Source organism: Rhizobium sp. LEGMi-198b (assembly GCF_054114205.1).
On sequence record NZ_JBSYVH010000004.1, the window covers coordinates 200,793 to 220,398 of the forward strand.

Here is a 19,606-nt window from a genome sequence, read left to right on the forward strand (position 1 = left end):
AGCTTTCCATGTCGTCCGCCAGTGATTTCGATCCGAAACCGCGCCGTTCCTCCGTTGCCGTCGATGTCGGCGGCGTCATCGTTGGCGGCGGCGCGCCCGTGGTCGTGCAGTCCATGACCAACACCGATACCGCCGATATCGATTCGACGGTGGCGCAGGTCGCAGCGCTCTATAGGTCCGGTTCTGAGCTGGTGCGCATCACCGTCGATCGCGACGAAAGTGCCGCCGCCGTTCCGAAGATCCGCGAGCGGCTGCTGCGCCTTGGCATGGACGTGCCGCTGATCGGCGATTTCCATTATATCGGCCATAAGCTGCTTGCCGACCATCCGGCCTGCGCCGAGGCGCTGGCGAAATACCGCATCAATCCCGGCAATGTCGGCTTCAAGGACAAGAAGGATAAGCAATTCGCTGAAATCATCGAGATGGCGATCCGCTACGACAAGCCGGTGCGCATCGGCGTCAACTGGGGCTCGCTCGACCAGGACCTGCTGACGGCGCTGATGGACAAGAATGCGGCCGAGGGCTCGCCGCTCTCGGCCCGCGAGGTGACGCGCGAGACGATCGTGCAGTCGGCGCTGATTTCGGCCGACCTTGCCGAGGAAATCGGCCTGCCGCGCAATCGCATCATTCTCTCGGCCAAGGTCAGCCAGGTGCAGGACCTGATCGCCGTCTATTCCATGCTCGCTGCCCGTTCCGATCATGCGCTGCATCTTGGCCTCACCGAGGCCGGCATGGGCTCGAAGGGCATCGTCGCCTCATCCGCCGCCATGGGCTATGTGCTGCAGCACGGCATCGGCGACACTATCCGTGTCTCATTGACGCCGGAGCCGAATGGCGACCGCACCCGCGAAGTGCAGGTGGCGCAGGAACTGCTGCAGGTGATGGGTTTCCGCCAGTTCGTGCCGGTTGTCGCGGCCTGTCCCGGCTGCGGCCGGACGACCTCGACCGTGTTCCAGGAACTGGCGCAGAACATTCAGAACGACATCCGCAAGAACATGCCGGTCTGGCGCGAGAAATATCCGGGTGTCGAGGCGCTCAACGTCGCCGTCATGGGCTGCATCGTCAATGGTCCCGGCGAGAGCAAGCATGCCGATATCGGCATCTCGCTGCCCGGCACTGGCGAAACGCCCGCCGCCCCAGTCTTCATCGACGGCAAGAAGGCGATGACGCTGCGCGGCCCGAATATCGCTTCGGACTTCGAGGCGCTGGTTACCGACTATATCGAGAAGCGTTTCGGCCAGAAGAGTGCTGCGGCGGAGTGATCCGCCGCCGGAACTGGCCTCAGACGTTGCTGGTCAGCAGCTTGATGCCGGCAAAGCAATAGAAGCCGGCCATGGCGCCTTCGATCCATCGGCGCGCGTTCCTGTAAATCTTCAGAGCATGCGGCGTCGAGAACAGCGTCGCATAGCCCATGAAAGCAACAAAACCGGTCGCTCCGCACACGGTTATAATGAGTACCGCAACGGAAGCCGGCGCACCCGGCGGCATACCGAGCGCGATGATGGCGAGCCAAGCGAAGATCGCTTTCGGATTGGTGACGTGGATGCCGTAGCCGCGCAGGATCAGCGACTTGAAGCTTGGCGTCTTCTGCTCCGCCGTGGCGGCCGGCAGGTCGCCACTGGCGCGCACAGCGCGAAATGCCTTGTAGGCGAGATAGAGCAGATAGAACCCGCCAAAAATCTTCAGGATCTCCAGCGCCATCGCGTAGGTTTGCAACAGGGTGGCAAGCCCGGCGGCGGCAGCGATCGCCCAGGTCAGCGAGCCGCCGAAGATGCCGAGCGAAATCGTCATGCCCGCCTTGCGGCCGTGGGTCATTGATGTTCCGATGATGGCCATGATCGCCGGTCCAGGACTGACGACGGCGATGATATAGGCAATATAGGCCGGCAGGATCTGCGGCAGATAGGCAAGCGCCTCATGCATGGGATAGCTCCGCAGGATGTCAGACAGCGCGGCCAATTCCGCGTGCTTGACACTGCAGGCGCCAGAATTGCCACGGAATCGCCAGGACGTCACTCTTGTCTCGGAGATTTTTTGTCACGGTGACATTTTGCGCCGAGAGCTTCTCAGCTCCGGCGGCTTGCCACGAAGCGCGCCGTCTCGATCAGCAAAGCCGCCTTCTCTCCATAGGGAGAGAGCAACTCCGCGGCTTCCGCCACCAGGCGCGCAAGCGTGGTTTCGGCCCAGGCCTGGCCATGCAGCGCGACCAGCGTGCCTTTGCCGCGGGCGGCATCCTTGCCGGTGGCCTTGCCCATGGTTGCAGCATCGGCGGTCAAATCGAGGAGATCGTCGGCGAGTTGGAAGGCGAGACCGATCTTTTCGCCGAAGATACGCAGCCGCTGACGGTCCTCAGCCGGGGCACCGGCGATGATGGCGCCGGCTTCGCAGGCAAAGCGGATCAGTGCGCCGGTCTTCATGGCCTGCAAAGTGGTGATGCCGCGTTCGTCCGGCGTCTCTTTTTCGGCAGCAAGATCAAGGGCCTGACCACCGGCCATCCCGCCGATCCCGGCCGCGCGCGACAGCGCCAGCACGAGCTCGATCTTCCGGTCCGCCGGCAGGCCGGTTTCCGGCGCCGCGATGATATCGAAGGCATAGGTCAGCAGGCTGTCGCCGGCGAGGATCGCCGTTGCATAGTCGAAGGCGACATGCACGGTCGGCTGCCCGCGGCGTAAATCGTCGTCGTCCATCGCCGGTAGGTCGTCGTGGACCAGCGAATAACAGTGCACGCATTCGAGCGCCGCTCCGATGCGGAGCGCTGCGTCGCCGTTGCCGCCGAGAAGTGCCGCCGTCTCCATCACGAGAAACGGTCTCAGCCGCTTACCGCCGTTCAGCACGCCATGACGCATCGCTTCGAGCAGGCGGGTGGGGCGAGTGATTTCACCGTTCAGGCTGGCGTCCGCAAGAAGCAGGCTCAGGATAGCCTCGACCTTGCCGGCATTGTCCCTGAGGCGATGTTCGAAGGAGGAATTGGTGCTGTCCATGGCCGCTGTTTGGCATGAGTGCGTGTTGCTGGCAACGAGAATTGTCAACAGCCAGGGTGGGAATCTCGTCGCACTCTGGTCATCGCTCTGTGTAGACGGTATGACAATTGCAGCATTCCTGCGCGTTCCTCGGACGCAGGGGTGCTCCGGGGTGGAGCAACGGGTGGACCTTCAGCAATTGGACATACCGACGGACAGCGATGAGGAAGCCGAGATGCCGCAACGCTCGGGCCGGCTTGCACGGTTCAAGGCCCGTCCGCTCTGGCAGCGTATCGTTCTCCTCCTCGTCGGTTTGATGCTGCTGCCCTATCTGTTCATCCTGCTTTACGTTCTGCCATTCACCCACCCGATTTCGACTTTGATGCTGCGCGATGCCCTCACGTTTCAGGGATATGATCGCCGGTGGGTTTCCTTCGATGAGATAGCGCCGGTGCTGGTGCAGTCGGTCATGGCTTCCGAGGACGGACAATTCTGCTTTCATGGTGGGGTCGACTGGGGCGAGATGCGCATGCTGGTACAGGATACGCTGCGGGGCCAGTCCACGCGGGGCGGCAGCACCATCCCCATGCAGACCTCAAAGAATCTTTTCCTCTGGAACAGCCGCTCCTTCGTGCGCAAGGCGCTGGAGCTGCCGCTGGCCGTCTCCTCCTCGTTCGTCTGGTCGAAGCGGCGGATGATGGAAATCTATCTGAATATCGCCGAATGGGGGCCGGGCATCTACGGCATAGAGGCGGCGGCACGCTATCATTTCAAGGTGCCCGCCTCGAAGCTGAACGCCCGTCAGGCCGCTCTTCTCGCCGTCTCTCTGCCCAATCCGATCGACCGGGTGGCAAGCAAGCCGGGGCGCGGACTGCGCCAACTCGCCTCGCTGATCCAGCGCCGCGCGAGGAGTTCCGGCGAGTACATCAAATGCCTTTATAACTGATATCAGAACTTGTCGTTCGATTGGCTGACCGTCATCTGACATTCTTGCTTGTGACGTAAGGGCGGGTATCTGCCAACCAAACCGGACATTTGCCCAATGAACATTGATGCCTTCTCGCCCGAACTGCTGAACTATTCCAAGAGCCGTCATCCCGAACCGTCCATTCATCTCGGCACGCGCTTTGATCTCTCGGGCAATTTCCAATACGAGCCTGGCAATACGATCGTCTGCCATGTGGTGGAAGGCTCCGAAACGCAGCAGGCCCTCGTTGCGGCGCGCGAGAAATTTCTGGCGATGCCGGAAGCCGCGCAATTCACCTTTACGCCGATTTCCAGCCTGCATATGACGCTGTTTCAGGGTATTATCGAATATCGCCGCAAGCAGCTCTATTGGCCGGCGGATATCGCGCTCGATACGCCGATCGATGAGATGACCGAGATCATGGGCGAGCGCTTAAAAGCTTTTTCCATGCGCGATCCCTTCAACGTGGCGGTGACGGGCGCGCGGCCGAGCGGCCTTTTGATGGATGGCGCGACCGAGAGGGATCAGCAGGTGATGCGGGAGTGGCGCAACGCTTTTGCGGATCTACTCGGCTATCGCCATCCCGATCATGACGTCTATCCGTTCCACATCACCTTCTCCTATGTCATCGAGCGGCTGGATGACGAGGCGCTGCCACGCTGGCAGGCGATGCTGGACAAGGTTGCCGCCGATGTTCGCGCCGAGGTGCCGGTTCTCGAGCTGCGACCACCGGCTTTCTGCGCATTCGACGACATGAAGCATTTCGAGGAACTTCTGGTATTCGAGTTCCAAAAATAAGAAGGACAAATCATGGACAAGCTGACCCTCTATATCGGAAACAAGAACTATTCCTCCTGGTCGTTTCGGCCGTGGATCGCCTTGGAGGGTTGCGGCATCGCATTCGAAGAGGTGCTGATCCCCTTCGACTTTCCGGCCGGCAATCCGCGCATCCGCGAGGTTTCGCCGACCGGCAGGGTGCCGATGCTCGTTCATGATGGCTTCAAGGTCTGGGAATCGCTCGCCATCATCGAATATGTGGCCGAGCTTTTCCCGGATGCAGGCCTCTGGCCTAGTGATCGCCAGGCACGGGCCACGGCGCGCTCGATTTCCATGGAAATGCTGGCGGGCTTCCGGGCGTTGCGCAACGCCTGCCCGATGAACATCCGTCGCCCCGTCAGCCGGCTCGATCTGCCGGAGGGCGTCATGGAGGACGTGGCGCGGATCGAGACGATCTGGCGCGACATGCGCGCCCTATCCGGCGGCCCGTTCCTGTTCGGCGCTTTCTCCGGCGCCGATGCCATGTTCGCGCCGATCGTCAACCGCTTTGAAGTTTATGATCTCGTCAGTTCCGCCGACACCCTGGACTATATGGCCGCGATGAAAGCCCTGCCCGCCTGGCAGAAATGGGAAAAAGCGGCGCGCGAGGAGCCGTGGATCGTGCCGGAGGACGAAGCCTGATCATCGATTCGGCTTCCATCCCGCCGAATCAGATGGTGCGGGCAAAAAATGCGGGAAGGGACTGGTCAAAGTCCCTTTAGCCATGTATAAGCCCGCCCAATTTCCGAAATTGATCCATGTCTGTTTCGGCCGCCTGGCTGGCCGCTGATATGTTTCGTCCGCAAAGTGGAGTAACGAGAATGGCTGTACCGAAGAGAAAAACGAGCCCGTCCAAGCGCGGTATGCGCCGCTCGGCCGATGCGCTGAAGGCTCCGACCTATGTCGAAGACAAGAACTCCGGCGAACTGCGTCGCCCGCATCATATCGACCTGAAGACCGGCATGTATCGCGGTCGTCAGGTTCTGACGCCGAAGGAAAGCGCATAATTCAAGCGCTGCCTTAAAGGCTGAGATTAAAAGGCTGGCGTCTCGCCGGCCTTTTTCTGTTTGCGCATTCGGCTCAGCAGGATCACGCCCGAAAACGCTTCGCACTTTTCCTGGATTTGCTTTAAGACTCGCGGCGACTTCAATTCCGAAGGGATTTTCCTGGCTATGATTGTTGCCTTCCCGCTGATGGTCGTTCCGCTCGTGCTCTATAATCTGGCGATGCTGGGTCTGATGGGCGCCGGCGGTATCGCTTCGCTCAACAATGTCATCCTTGCTCTTCCCATGCTCTCGGGCGCGACATGGACGCTGCAGCTCGGCGATCTCTTCATCGTCATCGCGCTGATCACGCTGTTCTTCGAAATCTTGAAGGCGACGCGCAACGGTTCCGGCTCGCTGCTCAATCACATATTGTCGATGCTGGTGTTCATCGCCTATCTCGTCGAATTCCTGCTGGTCAAGGATGCGGCGACGCAGACTTTCTTCATCCTGATGGTCATCACCTTCATCGACGTCATCGGCGGATTCACGATCTCGATCCGCTCGGCGGGACGGGATGTTTCGATCGGCTTGTGAGGGTTTTTGACTTCTCCCCCGACGGGGAGAAGCTCGTACAGAGCACGGATTAAAGCGGCGCTGCACTGTGGGCGGGCATCGGCAAGATGCTCACAAACTATCCAGCTTGTTTTGCATCGCGCGGAGCTGCTCTTTCAACTCGTCGATGTCCTTTGCCTCCGCCTTGCGGCTTTCCTTTGCCGGCGGCTTCATGAAGGGGGAGAACATCTGCATGGCCTGCTGGAACATTTCGGTATTGCGGCGGACCTGTTCTTCGACCATCTGGATCGGCAATTGCAGATTCTTGCCGAGCGGCGTTTCGCCGAAGGCGCGGTTGATCTGATCGCGCATCTGTGTCTGCTGTTCGGTGAAGGCGCGCATGGAATGTTCGAGAAAGCTCGGGACGACCATCTGCATCTGATCGCCGTAATAGGTGATCAACTGCCGGAGGAATGAAATCGGCAACAGCGTATTTCCGGTCTTCGATTCCTGTTCGAAAATAATCTGCGTCAGCACCGAATGCGTGATTTCTTCGCCGCTTTTTGCATCTTGGACGATAAATTCCTCTCCCTTCTTCACCATCTCCGCCAGGTCATCCAGCGTCACGTATGTGCTGGTGCCGGTATTGTATAGGCGGCGATTGGCGTATTTCTTGATTACGATCTGGCCCTCATTCTTTGCCATTATCAGTCTCCTGGACCCGTCTGATTGTATGGAAACTCCTCCACCCCCAAGTGTAGACGCAAAAGAAGCTTGGTGACAATCGGTTTGTGCGATGCGGCAAGCCCTTTCCATTAATCAGATTTTTGCCGGCGATGACGGGTTCATGAAATCTGGAAGATCAAAATTCTTGGCGTTTGACTCCGGCGCAAAGCTTTGACAGTTTCGCCTTATATATGTTCAACCTGTGAGGAGGCTTCCATGAGCAATCCATCCATCGTCGTCGCCAGTGCAGCTCGCACTGCTGTCGGTTCCTTCAACGGCGCCTTTGCGACCATTCCGGCTCATGAGCTCGGCGCGGCTGCCATCAAGGGCGCATTGGAACGCGCCGGTGTCGAGGGCAGGGAAGTCGACGAGGTGATTCTCGGCCAGGTGCTGCAGGCGGGCGAAGGGCAGAACCCTGCCCGCCAGGCCGCCATGAAGGCCGGCATCCCGCAGGAGGCAACCGCCTGGGGTGTCAATCAGCTCTGCGGTTCCGGCTTGCGCGCTGTTGCGCTCGGCATGCAGCAGATCGCTTCTGGCGACGCGAAGATCATCGTTGCCGGCGGCCAGGAATCCATGTCGATGGCCCCCCATGCCGCCCATCTTCGCGGCGGCACCAAGATGGGCGACATGAAGATGATCGACACGATGATCAAGGACGGCCTGACGGACGCCTTCTACGGCTATCACATGGGCATCACGGCGGAAAACATCGCCCGCCAGTGGCAGCTCTCGCGCGATGACCAGGATCAGTTCGCCGTTTCCTCGCAGAACAAGGCTGAGGCTGCCCAGCTCGCAGGCCGTTTCAAGGATGAGATCGTGCCCTTCATCGTCAAGGGCCGCAAGGGCGACGTCAGCGTCGACGCCGACGAATTTATCCGTCACGGTGCGACGCTGGACGGCATGACCAAGCTGCGCCCGGCCTTCGACAAGGAAGGCACGGTGACGGCCGGCAATGCCTCGGGCCTCAATGACGGCGCGGCCGCCGCCGTGCTGATGACCGAGGCGGAGGCCTCGCGCCGCGGCATCCAGCCGCTTGCACGCATCGTCTCCTGGGCTACCGCCGGCGTCGATCCGCAGATCATGGGCAGCGGCCCGATCCCGGCCTCGCGCAAGGCCTTGGAAAAGGCGGGCTGGTCGGTCGGCGATCTCGACCTCGTCGAGGCAAACGAGGCCTTCGCTGCACAGGCCTGCGCCGTCAACAAGGATCTCGGCTGGGATACGTCGATCGTCAACGTCAATGGCGGTGCTATTGCCATCGGTCATCCGATCGGCGCCTCCGGCGCGCGCATCCTCAACACGCTGCTGTTCGAAATGAAGCGCCGCGGCGCCAAGAAGGGTCTCGCAACGCTCTGCATCGGCGGCGGCATGGGTGTCGCCATGTGCTTCGAGGCGCTTTGAGCAGCGTCGCGCCAAACGGTGCGGGAATGGTTGTAAACAAGGTCATGCTAAAATAAATAGCGAGAGACGGATGAGCGATTCGGGTTCGCTCATCCTGCTCTAGCGGTAACAGAGGGGAGTGGACATGAGCAGAGTGGCGTTGGTGACAGGCGGGACGCGCGGCATCGGGGCGGCCATTTCGATAGCGCTGCGCAATGCAGGCTACCGGGTTGCGGCAACCTATGCCGGCAACGACGAGAAGGCACAGGCTTTCCGCGAGGAGACGGGCATTTCCGTCCATAAATGGGATGTGTCCGACTATGAAGCTTGCGGCGCCGGCATTGCCAAGGTGCAGGAGGAGCTTGGCCCCATCGAGATCCTCGTCAACAATGCCGGGATCACCCGTGACGCCATGTTCCACAAGATGACGCCGCAGCAGTGGCACGAGGTCGTCAATACCAACCTTACCGGCCTGTTCAACATGACGCATCATGTCTGGCAGGGCATGCGTGACCGCAGCTTCGGCCGCGTCATCAATATCTCTTCGATCAATGGTCAGAAGGGCCAGATGGGCCAGGCGAACTATTCCGCCGCCAAGGCCGGCGATCTCGGCTTCACCAAGGCGCTGGCCCAGGAGGGTGCTGCCAAGAACATCACCGTCAATGCCATCTGCCCCGGTTATATCGGCACCGAGATGGTGCTGGCGGTGCCGGAAAAGGTGCTGAACGAGCGCATCATCCCGCAAATCCCTGTGGGACGCCTCGGCGAGCCCGAGGAAGTCGCCCGCGTCGCGGTCTTCCTTGCTAGCGACGATTCCGGCTTCATCACGGGATCGACGATCAGCGCCAATGGCGGCCAGTTCTTCGTTTGAGCTGATGGGCTGAAGTGGCGGATGATTGCCGGGAAATTGCCCGGCAGTCATCGCTGGCGTGAATTCACGGACGGCCGTGGCCGGGGTTTGAATTCCAAAACGACAGGCTTAAGGGCCACACGGCGCATTTCCTTGTCCCGCATCCGTACGGCATGGCCGAGTACATAAAATGTGGTGCCGACAAGAGCGAATGCTGCGATACTTGCAATGAATTCGGCCATGGTGCCGTTCCTTTCCAAAAACGTTGACGCGATCCCCCCGAAACCTGCGTGGGTGTGAGTGTTCGTCTCAAGAAATGTCGGCCCAAATTTTCGGCGCGAAAGATTTGGCTTTCATGACCGATCGTCAACGAAGCGCTGACGATCGGTCGGAAGAAATCGATCTTTGTCTATACCGGCTTACCGGCAGCGAGCCTCATAGCGGCGGCCATAGCGGTCGCGGTAGATGCAATAGCCCTGGTGCTCGTGGGACCGGCCGATGAGGTAGCCAACGGCGCCACCGGCGACGGCACCGATTGCGGCGCCACCCCAGCTATTGCTGGCGACACCGCCTATGATCGCGCCGGTGCCGGCGCCTATGGCTGTGCCCTTCTCGGTTGCTGTGCATGAGGCGAGTGCGCCGACAAGAGCGATCGCGACAATGATTTTCTTCATGGTATTGCTCCCTAGTGTGAGATCTTCAACAAACTCAGCCGGATCAGATCCGGCCCATCAATAGCAGAATAAGAACGATGACGAGAACTAGTCCGAGACCACCTGATGGACCATATCCCCAACCTCGGCTGTAACCCCAGTTCGGGAGCGCTCCGATCAGCAGCAGAATCAAAATCACGAGCAATATTGTACCAAGCATAGCGTATTCCTCCGCGTCCAGCGCCTAGAGCATCCCGCCAGAGCGACCTCACGCAAGCGGATAAGATGCGCCTAGATACAAGTGCCGATGCGTCCTTATCCACTCCTCGAGAATGAGGGCGCACCAATGCCGCTGTCGATAGAAACTTATTTCACGAGAAATTGTTCCGGCTCAGAAATAACAAGACATGAAGATGAGCCGGCATGCCCCGGGCAAAGGTTAATGCCCGGCTGCGAGCTGCGCAAGAAAATACCCGCCGACGACCGCGGGATATGGTTAAAAACAATTTAAAATACAATATGTTGCGGTGAACGAAACGGGAAAGCGAGCTTGTCCGTGATTCGTCAGCGATTCGTTCTGTATTTGGGCTTTGGTTAACGGCGGCAGGGATTGTGGCCTCGGAGAACCTACCCCTTTCGGCGAGGAAGGTTTAGGCCTTATCGCCGGAAAGTGGTAATTCCTCGGTCGAAATGGTTAATGCCGGCGAATTTTTTCGCTACCCATATCGTCACATCATCCTCCCTTTGGATGAGCTTCCCCTCCGAACGCTATATCTAGCCGTGAACAAATACAGTACACGAGATAATCAGCGATTCGTCGCCGATTCGTTCCGGCTTTGGTCGGAAGTTAACGATTGCAATCAATGCGAGAGATTATGGACTTTTCATATTACGTTTCGCTCAAAAGTTAATTGCAATCCACGATTCGACGTGATTTGGCGCTTCAACCCTGCAGAGTCCTGGGCATTTCGCCGGAGAAGGCACTAGATGTTGTGGAGAACAAATGCGGAATTGTGGAAAGTCAGCGATTCGTCGCCGATTCGTTCCGGCTTTGGCCCGAATCTTAACCCAGAGCCGTTCTCGATACTTATCCTCGGAAAATTGCGGAATTTACAGATGGTTAACCATGTTTCCAAACGGGAAGGCTGGTTCGCTGGATTCGCGTGATGGCTCCTGATTCACGCGAAAAAGGAGTCCTAATGCGATTCACTATCTGGTGGCGGTTTGTAAATCGAAATCCATATGTAGTGGTGAACACAAAGGGAACAGGGCGGAGTCAGCGATTCGTCGCCGATTCGTTCTCAAGCTGTTCTCGACTTACCAGGACTCGTTTTGGATGCAGAGAGAATGTAGCTTTCGGTTGAAGCCGCCAAAGATAAAATCGCATATTCCGGCCGTTGTTTTTGCATTTCAGGTCTTGCCTTTGTCACATATGGTCGTCATCTCTTCTTCTCTTCCCTGGGGACCTTGCTGATCGGAAGACAGTGGTTTCTCGCCCATGCATGGACCTATGACTCAGACTTCGCAGCCAATGATCCTGAGCGGACGCGGCGTGACCGCGGTGCTCGGACCCACCAATACCGGCAAGACCCATTATGCCATCGAGCGCATGGTGGCGCACGGCAATGGCGTCATCGGCCTGCCGCTGCGGCTCTTGGCGCGCGAGGTCTATACGCGTGTCGTCGAGAAGGTTGGGGCTCAGCATGTCGCGCTGGTCACCGGCGAGGAAAAGATCTCGCCGCCGAATGCGCGTTATTCCGTCTGCACCGTAGAAGCCATGCCGCGCGAGACGCGGGCCTCTTTCGTCGCCATCGATGAAGTGCAGCTCGCCGGCGATCTGGAGCGCGGCCATATCTTCACCGACCGCATCCTGCATTTGCGCGGGCGGGACGAGACGCTATTGCTCGGCGCCGGCACGATGCGGCCGATCCTTGAGCAGCTCTTGCCGGGGATCACCGTGGTTGAGCGGCCGCGGCTGTCGCATCTCTTCTATGCCGGACAGAAGAAGATCACCCGCCTGCCGCAGCGCACAGCGATCGTCGCCTTCTCCGCCGACGAAGTCTATGCCATCGCCGAACTCATCCGTCGCCAGCGCGGCGGTGCCGCCGTTGTCCTCGGCGCGCTCAGCCCGCGTACCCGCAATGCACAGGTCGCGCTCTATCAGGCCGGCGATGTCGAATATCTCGTGGCGACCGATGCGATCGGCATGGGGCTCAATCTGGATGTCGATCACGTCGCCTTTGCCCAGGATCGCAAGTTTGACGGCTATCAGTTCCGCAATCTCAATCCGGGCGAACTCGGCCAGGTCGCCGGCCGCGCCGGTCGTCATCTGAAGGACGGCACTTTTGGCGTAACGGGCCAGGTGGATCCCTTCGACGACGAATTGGTACGGCGCATTGAGGGTCACGAGTTCGATACGGTTAAAGTGCTACAATGGCGCACCAAGGAATTCGATTTCTCCTCGATCGCTTCGCTGCGCGCGAGCCTCGAGAGCGCACCGCGCGTACAGGGCTTGACGCGGGCACTGCCGGCGGTCGATCAGCAGGCGCTGGAATATCTGTCGCGCGATCTGGAGATTTCCGATCTCGCCAATAATCCGGCGCGGGTCGAAAAATTATGGGAAGCCTGCGCGCTTCCGGATTATCGGCGGATTACGCCCGCCCAGCATGCCGATCTTATCGCCACCCTCTTTTCCGACCTTGTGCGCTATGGCACGGTAAAAGAGGACTTCCTTGCCGAGCAGGTGCATCGCGCCGATCGGACGGACGGTGAGATCGACACGCTTTCGGCGCGAATCGCGCAGATAAGGACTTGGACCTATGTGTCGAACCGGCCCGGTTGGCTTGCCGATCCGACACACTGGCAAGAAAAGACGCGGGAAATCGAAGATCGATTGTCTGACGCGTTACATGAGAGGTTGACGAAACGCTTTGTTGATCGCAGGACATCTGTGCTCATGAAGCGCCTGAGAGAGAATGCGATGCTGGAAGCTGAAATCAGTGTGAATGGGGATGTCTTCGTTGAGGGGCATCATGTGGGACAGTTGACCGGATTCCGGTTCACGCCTATCGCGGGAACCGAGGGGCCGGACGCCAAGGCTGTCCAGACGGCCTCGCAGAAGGCGCTGGCGCTGGAGTTCGAGGCGCGCGCCGCCCGTATCCATGCGGCAGGCAACAGCGATTTGGCGATCAGTGCGGATGGCCTCGTCCGTTGGCTCGGCGATCCCGTGGCGCGGCTGTCGGGCAGCGATCACGTCATGCGTCCGCGCGTCATCCTGCTCGCAGACGAGCAGTTGACGGGCAATGCGCGTGATCATGTCGCCGCGCGCATCGAGCGCTTCGTGAATCATCATATCAGCACGGTGCTGAAGCCGCTCGACGATCTGTCGCGCGCCGAAGATTTGCAGGGTCTTGCCAAGGGGCTGGCGTTCCAGCTCGTCGAAAATCTCGGCGTGCTCTTCCGCCGCGACGTCACGGAAGAGGTGAAATCGCTGGACCAGGACGCGCGCGCCTCGATGCGCCGCTATGGTGTCCGCTTCGGCGCCTACCACATTTTCGTGCCCGCTCTGCTGAAGCCGGCTCCGGCCGAGCTCATCACCCTGCTTTGGGCATTGAAGAACGACGGCCTCGACAAGCCGGGCTATGGCGACCTGATCCCGGTTCTGGCGGCGGGCCGTACGTCCGTGGTCACCGATCCGACTTTCGAGCGCATGTTCTATAAGCTCGCCGGCTTCCGCTTCCTCGGCAAGCGGGCGGTGCGCATCGATATTCTTGAGCGGCTGGCGGATATTATCCGTCCGCTGCTGCAGTGGAAGCCCGGCCAGGCGTCGCGTCCGGAAGGCGCCTATGACGGCCGCCGCTTCACGACGACGACGGCGATGCTCTCCATCCTCGGCGCAACGCTGGAAGATATGGAAGAGATCCTGAAGGGTCTCGGCTATCGTGCCGACGCCGTGAAGGCCGAAGACGCGGCAGCCTTCCTTTCGCAGCAGGATACCTCCTCGGCACCTGCTCCGGCGCAGGCTGCGGAAACCGTCGCAGAGAAGGCCGATCACGACGATGCCGATGGCGCAGGCGATGAGCCGGCTACCGAAGGCGAAACCGCCGCACAGGATGCGGTTCCCGCAGCGCAAGCTCCTGCTGAGCCTGCCGCCGCCGAGCCGGTGGACGCCACAGAGGCAGCAACCGAGTTGCAGGTTGCCGATGCCGTCGCCGAGGCGGTCGAACCGAAGCCGGTTCTGCTTTGGCGTCTTGGCGGACGCAGCGATAACCAGCAGCGCCAGGGTGGACGCGGCCATGGCGATCGTCGCGGCCATCAGGGCGAGGGGCGCGGTCACCAGGGTAATCGCCGCAACGGCGGTGGCGAGCAGCAGGCGAACGGCGAAGGCAACCGCGAGGGCCGGGATAATCGCGAAGGGCGCGAGGCCCGTGGCGACAACCGAGGACCGCGCGGCAATCGCGACGGCGGCCGTCCGCAGCATCAGGGCAATCGTTCCGAACGCAACGACCGCCAGGATCGCGGCGACCGGGGTGACCGGAAAGAGCGTAACGATCGCAATGATCGGAACGACCGCAACAATCGCGGCGCATCGCAGCCGCTGCGCTTCGAGGCCAAGCCGCCGCGCAAGGAAAAGCCGATCGATCCGGATTCTCCTTTCGCCAAGCTCGCTGCCCTCAAGGAGCAGATGAAGAAATAGGCCATGACGGACGAAAAGCAGCCATCTTCCGGTTCGCGCCAGCGCATCGACAAGTGGCTGTTCTTTGCCCGCATGGTAAAATCCCGCTCGCTGGCGCAGGTCTATGTCCAGAACGGCAGCGTGCGGGTGAATGGCGAGCGGGTCGTTCAGCCGAGCTACGGCGTCAAGGCAGGCGACCGGATCGAGCTCTCGCTCGAGCGGCGCGACGTCGTCCTGATCGTGCGTCAGCCGGGCGAGCGCAGAGGTCCCTTTGAAGAAGCGAAGCTGCTTTATGAGGATCTGACGCCGCCGCCAGATGAGACAAAACGTCTCACTCCCTTCGAGCAGGCGCTCCGCGCGCCGGGCAGCGGACGGCCGACGAAACGCGACCGGCGAGCTATAGACCGGCTGACCTCCGAGGATGATTAGAAAACCGTGCTCGAACTCCATGATTTTGGGACTGTTTATCCCTTGAAATTGGCCGGCAAAGTCGATACCTCACGGTCAACCCGCTGGTAACCAGCCGGTCGGCATGCCTGCGCATAGCGCATACGCCTGTCCGCCGGCTTCCGAGGGAAAAGCGTGACGTTCCAGGTTGCGCATCCGCGGAAAACGAGAGACATCCCTGGAGTGCTTCATGACATACGTCGTGACCGACAATTGCGTTCGCTGCAAATACACCGATTGCGTGGAAGTCTGCCCCGTCGACTGCTTCTACGAGGGTGAGAATTTTCTCGTCATTCATCCCGACGAATGCATCGATTGCGGCGTTTGCGAGCCGGAATGTCCCGCCGAGGCGATCAAGCCCGATACCGAGCCGGGCCTCGACAAGTGGCTGAAAATCAACGCGGATTATGCCTCGATCTGGCCGAATATTACGGTCAAGCGCGATCCTCTCCCGGAAGCCAAGGAAATGGACGGCGAACAGGGCAAGTTCGAGAAATATTTCTCGACCAACCCTGGTTCGGGTGACTGATTGAGGGCCGTGACAGGCCCTCGATAAAGGTGTAGTCGATAACGCTTAAAGACGAATCATTGCCGTTGGCCGCCGGAGCGGTCGACGTGGCCGTTTTGGTGTGCGTAAAGCAAATTATTGATTTAGTCAGATTTTTGTGATAGCTTCCTCACACTGATCCACTGCGGCATTTCGCGTGCCCCAAACCATCACGAAAGCAAGTAACAAATCCGTACGCGGTTTCCTTGACATATCAACGTTTTGAGTTGTCGGGTCTGGGATCGCGATGAACGGATTTCTTTTTGCACGCGTCTGGCTGGACCAGGATGAAGTCACCCCGACGGTGCTTCCGTCTCAACCGGGCCTGACTGACCCGGCCCCGGCTCATGCTGGGTGCGTAACAGGGAGTTTTTGAAAAGAATGACGATCCAGCAGAAAAAACCTTCAGCAGCACGCCATGGCTTCAAGACCGGCGAATCGATCGTATACCCCGCTCACGGTGTTGGTACGATTACCGCGATTGAAGAGCAAGAAGTCGCAGGCATGAAGCTTGAGCTTTTTGTAATCGACTTCGAAAAAGACAAGATGCGTCTGAAGGTGCCCGTGGCCAAGGCCATGAGCATCGGAATGCGTAAGCTTTCCGAGACTGATTTCGTCGATCGGGCGCTTAAGGTTGTTCAGGGCAAGGCTCGCGTCAAGCGTACCATGTGGTCGCGCCGCGCCCAGGAATATGATGCCAAGATCAATTCCGGCGATCTGATCTCGATTGCCGAAGTGGTTCGCGATCTCTATCGCGCCGAGAACCAGCCGGAGCAGTCCTATTCCGAACGTCAGCTCTATGAAGCTGCGCTCGATCGCATGGCGCGCGAAATCGCCGCCGTCAACAAGATGTCCGAGACCGAGGCCGTTCGCCTCGTCGAAGTCAATCTGAACAAGGGCCCGAAGCGCGGCAAGGTCGTCGAAGAAGACGATTCCCAAGACGAAGCCGCATAAGACCGGAAGCTCACATACCACGTCAAAAAACCCGGCCTTCGAGCCGGGTTTTTTCTTTGGAACCTTTTTTGGTCTGATGCGTTTAGGTTTCGTATTTGCGGCTGGTGCGCGCTTTCTCGTTATCAGAGTTTCTCGCCCAGCCGTTTCCCTTAACGTTCACGAGGACCGGACCCCATGCGTTTTGATTGGAAATTTCCCGGCGATCGGAAGTCATTTCCTTCGCCAGGTCATTTCGGAGAAGCCGAATTAGACCCGTAACACCGATCGTCGGATATCCGGAGATCGGCCTCCAATTGCATTCCATTCATAGATTTTCACCCGCGCAGCGATGTCGGGAAGCGATGTTTGCTGTCTTTTCCGTTGACCGTAGCACAGAGACGATTTTGGGGCAGGATTAGGGGATATGCATATGAAGAATATGTCTGCAGATCGGCGTATGATTAAGATCGCGATGGCCGCTCCCTATCTCGGCCGGGACGAAGAGCACGACCTCGCCATCCGCTGGAAGGATCACGACGACCGCGGCGCTCGCAACAAGATCGCCACAGCCCACATGCGCCTCGTTATTTCGATGGCGGGCAAATTCCGCAATTTCGGCTTGCCGATGAGCGACCTTGTACAGGAAGGCTATGTAGGTCTCCTAGAGGCGGCGGCAAGGTTCGAACCGGAACGGGAGGTACGATTCTCGACCTACGCAAGCTGGTGGATCCGCGCTTCGATTCAGGATTATATCCTGCGCAACTGGTCGATCGTGCGCGGAGGCACGAGCTCGGCGCAGAAGGCGCTGTTCTTCAATCTTCGCCGCTTGCGGGCCAAGCTCGCCCGGGGCAATACCGGCGTTACGGTGCAGTCGATCCATGAAGAAATCGCCGTCGCCCTCGGCGTCAGCCTTGCCGATGTGCAGACCATGGATGCGCGCCTCTCCAGCAATGATGCATCCTTGCAGGCGCCGTCGATTTCCGGTGACGCCGAAAGCGCCGAGCGCATGGATTTCCTGATCAGCGACGAGCCTCTGCCCGACGAACAGGTCTCCAACATGATCGATGGCGAGCGCCGCCGCGTCTGGCTGGCTTCCGCCTTGAAGCATCTCAATGAGCGTGAAATGAAGATCATCCGCGCCCGTCGCCTGGTGGAGGATGGTGCGACGCTGGAGGAGCTGGGCGCCGATCTCGGCATTTCCAAGGAACGCGTGCGTCAGATCGAAAGCCGCGCCATGGAAAAACTCCGCAGCGCTCTGGTCGACGCCGATCCGCGTATGGCGAGTTACGCTTGATAAAAACCTTCTCCCCATGGGGGAAGGATCAGGTACCAGCAAAAAGGCAGCTTTTCTCGATAACGCCCTCAAGCCGCGCTGTGCGCGGCCTTTTCGTGCTGGGGGCGAAGATACGCGATCCAATTATTCGGAAATAATCTTGACCCTGTCGCCGGGCGCGACGTTTGCGCCCGTTGGCAGGGCGTTGATCAGCTTGAAGAGATCGAGTTTGCGGTCGGTGCCCATCATGCGGGCGGCGAGCGTTGTGATATTATCGCCTGTCTTGACCGTCACGACGCGCACGCGCAGTGGCTTCAGTGATGAGGCTTCTTCCGGCGTCATGTGCCGGAAGCTTGAGCGAAGCACGTCGGCCGTCTGCTGCAGGGCGGTCGTGTTGCCCTTCGGCACGGCTGTCAGGAAGCGGAAGATCTGCGAGCGGTCGCGGATGACGGTGACGTCGAAATCCCAGCGATCAGCCGAGGCACGCGCGGTGGCCGCCTCCATGCCGTTGACGGTGATGGCCCGGATGGTCGAGGGATCGAGACCGGTGACCCAGCCGCTGGAAATATAATTCGTCAGGTTCTGATTCTGATTGTCCGCCACGCCGTCGAAGCGGACGGCGATATCGCCGGGGCCGGTCGCCATGACCGCCTCGACCTTGTTGTCGATGTGGAAATCGGGCGGGACATCGAAGCGAATGCCGAGGCCGCCGTGCAGGAAGGTCTGGCCACGCACATAGCCTTCTTCCGGGCTGTCGCCATAAAGCAGGCCGTCGATGCCGTTGAGGTAATAATCGCGGCCGGCATCGCCGACCTTACCTTCCTCGCCGAATTCACGGGCATGCATCTTGGCAAGATCGATGCGCTGCGGCGTGCTCGGATGGCTCGATAAGAAGTCGAGGCTCTGGTCGGCGTCGGAATTGGCCGTCATAAAGTGGCTGTAGTCTTCCATCGCATTGAGGAAGCGGGCTGCCGCATAGGGATCGTAGCCGGCCTGGCCAAGCGTGCGGATGCCGATCTCGTCGGCTTGCAGCTCCTGCTGGCGGGAGAAGGCGGCAAGACGCAGCTTGCCGCGGGCGAGGGCTTGCTTGCCGGCAAGATCGCTCGACAGAACTTCGGAGACGACGCGGCTGGCGATGACTTCGGCCTCTTCACGCTTCTGGCGCTCGATACCGTGATTGGCAGTGACGTGCGCCATTTCATGCGACAGCACGGCGGCGACTTCCGAGGCATCGTTTGCAAGCGCCAGCAGGCCGCGCGTGACGTAGAGATAGCCACCGGGCAGCGCGAAGGCATTGATCGACGGCGAATTCAAAATGGTGATGCGATAGGATTGCTGCGGATTTTCCGACACGCTGGTCAGTGCGCCGGCGATGCGGGCGACCAGGCGCTCGGTCCTGGCATCCTTATACTCGCCGCCATAGCTCGCCAGAATGCGCGGATGCTCACGGGCGCCCATCTGCGCGCGCGGATCGTTCTTCTGCACTTCGGAAACGATCTGCGGGCTGGACGATGGCGAAACATTCGGTTGGTAGGATTGATCCAGCACCGACTGACAGCCGTTGAGCACCGCCGCGGCAATGAGGACGGGGGCCAAGCGGCGCGCGTGGGCCGCGACAGTCCTGCTGATCCTTCGTCCTGCGTAGTCGCTCTGCTTCAGTGCCTGTGTCCCACTCATCTTACTGCCATGCCGGCCGGACGCCGAACCCGGTTGATCATGACTAGGCAGATCATCGCCGCGTTTCGTCAAAGGTTGCATCCACTCCGATCGGACCTGAGTTCGTCCGAGTGGTCTCTGCCCTTTGCTGTAGCCGATTTCGGCAGCAGTTGCATAGCGAGACTCCG

At 59.7% G+C, this 19,606-nt stretch carries 19 protein-coding genes; 13 read left to right on the forward strand and 6 right to left on the reverse strand.

Annotated elements, in window-relative coordinates:
• Positions 1–8 precede the first annotated feature (8 nt).
• Positions 9–1,262, forward strand: coding sequence for a flavodoxin-dependent (E)-4-hydroxy-3-methylbut-2-enyl-diphosphate synthase (ispG, locus tag ACXHXG_RS17435; protein WP_104824831.1), 1,254 nt, complete (start codon positions 9–11; stop codon positions 1,260–1,262).
• Between the two features lie 19 nt (positions 1,263–1,281).
• On the opposite strand, the gene ACXHXG_RS17440 is transcribed toward ispG, so the two are convergent.
• The gene (locus ACXHXG_RS17440; protein WP_260303205.1) at positions 1,282–1,923 is read right to left on the reverse strand and encodes a LysE family translocator; all 642 of its coding nucleotides are present in this window, start codon (positions 1,921–1,923) and stop codon (positions 1,282–1,284) included.
• A 143-nt stretch (positions 1,924–2,066) separates the two neighbouring features.
• Complete coding sequence (locus ACXHXG_RS17445; protein WP_457900108.1) at positions 2,067–2,981, reverse strand: polyprenyl synthetase family protein; 915 nt, start codon at positions 2,979–2,981, stop codon at positions 2,067–2,069.
• A 214-nt stretch (positions 2,982–3,195) separates the two neighbouring features.
• Here ACXHXG_RS17445 and mtgA point away from each other — a divergent pair, with 214 nt between their 5' ends.
• The 5 genes from mtgA (at position 3,196) to ACXHXG_RS17470 (ending at position 6,323) form a co-directional block, all read left to right on the forward strand.
• A complete protein-coding gene (gene mtgA / locus ACXHXG_RS17450; RefSeq protein WP_104825270.1) occupies positions 3,196–3,906 on the forward strand; it encodes a monofunctional biosynthetic peptidoglycan transglycosylase in 711 nt (236 codons plus the stop codon).
• A gap of 96 nt (positions 3,907–4,002) precedes the next feature.
• Positions 4,003–4,725, forward strand: coding sequence for a DUF1868 domain-containing protein (locus ACXHXG_RS17455; RefSeq protein WP_457900109.1), 723 nt, complete (start codon positions 4,003–4,005; stop codon positions 4,723–4,725).
• Between the two features lie 12 nt (positions 4,726–4,737).
• The gene (locus tag ACXHXG_RS17460) at positions 4,738–5,385 is read left to right on the forward strand and encodes a glutathione S-transferase family protein (protein WP_457900110.1); all 648 of its coding nucleotides are present in this window, start codon (positions 4,738–4,740) and stop codon (positions 5,383–5,385) included.
• Positions 5,386–5,564: 179 nt separating this feature from the next.
• A complete protein-coding gene (gene rpmF / locus ACXHXG_RS17465) occupies positions 5,565–5,750 on the forward strand; it encodes a 50S ribosomal protein L32 (protein ID WP_003543812.1) in 186 nt (61 codons plus the stop codon).
• A gap of 165 nt (positions 5,751–5,915) precedes the next feature.
• Positions 5,916–6,323 (forward strand): hypothetical protein, encoded by a 408-nt coding sequence (locus tag ACXHXG_RS17470; protein WP_457900111.1) that lies wholly within the window; start codon positions 5,916–5,918, stop codon positions 6,321–6,323.
• A gap of 90 nt (positions 6,324–6,413) precedes the next feature.
• On the opposite strand, the gene phaR is transcribed toward ACXHXG_RS17470, so the two are convergent.
• A complete protein-coding gene (phaR, locus tag ACXHXG_RS17475; RefSeq protein ID WP_104824826.1) occupies positions 6,414–6,986 on the reverse strand; it encodes a polyhydroxyalkanoate synthesis repressor PhaR in 573 nt (190 codons plus the stop codon).
• 237 nt (positions 6,987–7,223) lie between these two features.
• Between phaR and ACXHXG_RS17480 the strand changes: the two genes are divergently transcribed.
• On the forward strand, positions 7,224–8,405 hold the full coding sequence (locus ACXHXG_RS17480; protein ID WP_283048076.1) for an acetyl-CoA C-acetyltransferase: 1,182 nt from the start codon (positions 7,224–7,226) through the stop codon (positions 8,403–8,405).
• A gap of 124 nt (positions 8,406–8,529) precedes the next feature.
• Entirely contained in the window at positions 8,530–9,255 is a 726-nt protein-coding gene (gene phbB, locus ACXHXG_RS17485; RefSeq protein WP_457900112.1) for a beta-ketoacyl-ACP reductase, read from the forward strand.
• 398 nt (positions 9,256–9,653) lie between these two features.
• On the opposite strand, the gene ACXHXG_RS17490 is transcribed toward phbB, so the two are convergent.
• Together ACXHXG_RS17490 and ACXHXG_RS17495 are read right to left on the reverse strand one after the other, a co-directional pair.
• On the reverse strand, positions 9,654–9,908 hold the full coding sequence (locus ACXHXG_RS17490) for a YMGG-like glycine zipper-containing protein (RefSeq protein WP_104824823.1): 255 nt from the start codon (positions 9,906–9,908) through the stop codon (positions 9,654–9,656).
• A gap of 43 nt (positions 9,909–9,951) precedes the next feature.
• Positions 9,952–10,107 (reverse strand): DUF3309 family protein, encoded by a 156-nt coding sequence (locus ACXHXG_RS17495; RefSeq protein WP_104824822.1) that lies wholly within the window; start codon positions 10,105–10,107, stop codon positions 9,952–9,954.
• Positions 10,108–11,397: 1,290 nt separating this feature from the next.
• Between ACXHXG_RS17495 and ACXHXG_RS17500 the strand changes: the two genes are divergently transcribed.
• The 5 genes from ACXHXG_RS17500 to ACXHXG_RS17520 all read left to right on the forward strand — a co-directional run bounded on the left by ACXHXG_RS17500 (position 11,398) and on the right by ACXHXG_RS17520 (position 17,783).
• Positions 11,398–14,583, forward strand: coding sequence for a helicase-related protein (locus ACXHXG_RS17500; protein ID WP_457900113.1), 3,186 nt, complete (start codon positions 11,398–11,400; stop codon positions 14,581–14,583).
• Between the two features lie 3 nt (positions 14,584–14,586).
• Positions 14,587–14,991, forward strand: a complete 405-nt coding sequence (locus ACXHXG_RS17505) for an RNA-binding S4 domain-containing protein (protein ID WP_104824820.1) — start codon at positions 14,587–14,589, stop codon at positions 14,989–14,991.
• 208 nt (positions 14,992–15,199) lie between these two features.
• Positions 15,200–15,538 (forward strand): ferredoxin FdxA, encoded by a 339-nt coding sequence (gene fdxA / locus ACXHXG_RS17510; RefSeq protein ID WP_028751539.1) that lies wholly within the window; start codon positions 15,200–15,202, stop codon positions 15,536–15,538.
• Between the two features lie 399 nt (positions 15,539–15,937).
• Positions 15,938–16,510 carry a CarD family transcriptional regulator gene (locus tag ACXHXG_RS17515; protein ID WP_028751538.1) on the forward strand — a complete coding sequence of 191 codons (573 nt, stop codon included), beginning with the start codon at positions 15,938–15,940 and terminating at the stop codon, positions 16,508–16,510.
• Between the two features lie 409 nt (positions 16,511–16,919).
• A complete protein-coding gene (locus ACXHXG_RS17520; protein ID WP_028751537.1) occupies positions 16,920–17,783 on the forward strand; it encodes an RNA polymerase factor sigma-32 in 864 nt (287 codons plus the stop codon).
• 123 nt (positions 17,784–17,906) lie between these two features.
• Here ACXHXG_RS17520 and ACXHXG_RS17525 read toward each other — a convergent pair whose 3' ends face one another.
• Positions 17,907–19,439 carry a M48 family metalloprotease gene (locus ACXHXG_RS17525; RefSeq protein WP_457900114.1) on the reverse strand — a complete coding sequence of 511 codons (1,533 nt, stop codon included), beginning with the start codon at positions 19,437–19,439 and terminating at the stop codon, positions 17,907–17,909.
• Between the last annotated feature and the right edge of the window lie 167 nt (positions 19,440–19,606).

Excerpts from the sequence above, each read along its gene's own strand:
- ispG (WP_104824831.1), top strand. The coding sequence starts at position 9 with ATGTCGTCCGCCAGTGATTTCGATCCGAAACCGCGCCGTTCCTCCGTT.
- ACXHXG_RS17440 (WP_260303205.1), bottom strand. The coding sequence starts at position 1,923 with ATGCATGAGGCGCTTGCCTATCTGCCGCAGATCCTGCCGGCCTATATT.
- ACXHXG_RS17445 (WP_457900108.1), bottom strand. The coding sequence starts at position 2,981 with ATGGACAGCACCAATTCCTCCTTCGAACATCGCCTCAGGGACAATGCC.
- mtgA (WP_104825270.1), top strand. The coding sequence starts at position 3,196 with ATGCCGCAACGCTCGGGCCGGCTTGCACGGTTCAAGGCCCGTCCGCTC.
- ACXHXG_RS17455 (WP_457900109.1), top strand. The coding sequence starts at position 4,003 with ATGAACATTGATGCCTTCTCGCCCGAACTGCTGAACTATTCCAAGAGC.
- ACXHXG_RS17460 (WP_457900110.1), top strand. The coding sequence starts at position 4,738 with ATGGACAAGCTGACCCTCTATATCGGAAACAAGAACTATTCCTCCTGG.
- rpmF (WP_003543812.1), top strand. The coding sequence starts at position 5,565 with ATGGCTGTACCGAAGAGAAAAACGAGCCCGTCCAAGCGCGGTATGCGC.
- ACXHXG_RS17470 (WP_457900111.1), top strand. The coding sequence starts at position 5,916 with ATGATTGTTGCCTTCCCGCTGATGGTCGTTCCGCTCGTGCTCTATAAT.
- phaR (WP_104824826.1), bottom strand. The coding sequence starts at position 6,986 with ATGGCAAAGAATGAGGGCCAGATCGTAATCAAGAAATACGCCAATCGC.
- ACXHXG_RS17480 (WP_283048076.1), top strand. The coding sequence starts at position 7,224 with ATGAGCAATCCATCCATCGTCGTCGCCAGTGCAGCTCGCACTGCTGTC.
- phbB (WP_457900112.1), top strand. The coding sequence starts at position 8,530 with ATGAGCAGAGTGGCGTTGGTGACAGGCGGGACGCGCGGCATCGGGGCG.
- ACXHXG_RS17490 (WP_104824823.1), bottom strand. The coding sequence starts at position 9,908 with ATGAAGAAAATCATTGTCGCGATCGCTCTTGTCGGCGCACTCGCCTCA.
- ACXHXG_RS17495 (WP_104824822.1), bottom strand. The coding sequence starts at position 10,107 with ATGCTTGGTACAATATTGCTCGTGATTTTGATTCTGCTGCTGATCGGA.
- ACXHXG_RS17500 (WP_457900113.1), top strand. The coding sequence starts at position 11,398 with ATGACTCAGACTTCGCAGCCAATGATCCTGAGCGGACGCGGCGTGACC.
- ACXHXG_RS17505 (WP_104824820.1), top strand. The coding sequence starts at position 14,587 with ATGACGGACGAAAAGCAGCCATCTTCCGGTTCGCGCCAGCGCATCGAC.
- fdxA (WP_028751539.1), top strand. The coding sequence starts at position 15,200 with ATGACATACGTCGTGACCGACAATTGCGTTCGCTGCAAATACACCGAT.
- ACXHXG_RS17515 (WP_028751538.1), top strand. The coding sequence starts at position 15,938 with ATGACGATCCAGCAGAAAAAACCTTCAGCAGCACGCCATGGCTTCAAG.
- ACXHXG_RS17520 (WP_028751537.1), top strand. The coding sequence starts at position 16,920 with ATGAAGAATATGTCTGCAGATCGGCGTATGATTAAGATCGCGATGGCC.
- ACXHXG_RS17525 (WP_457900114.1), bottom strand. The coding sequence starts at position 19,439 with ATGAGTGGGACACAGGCACTGAAGCAGAGCGACTACGCAGGACGAAGG.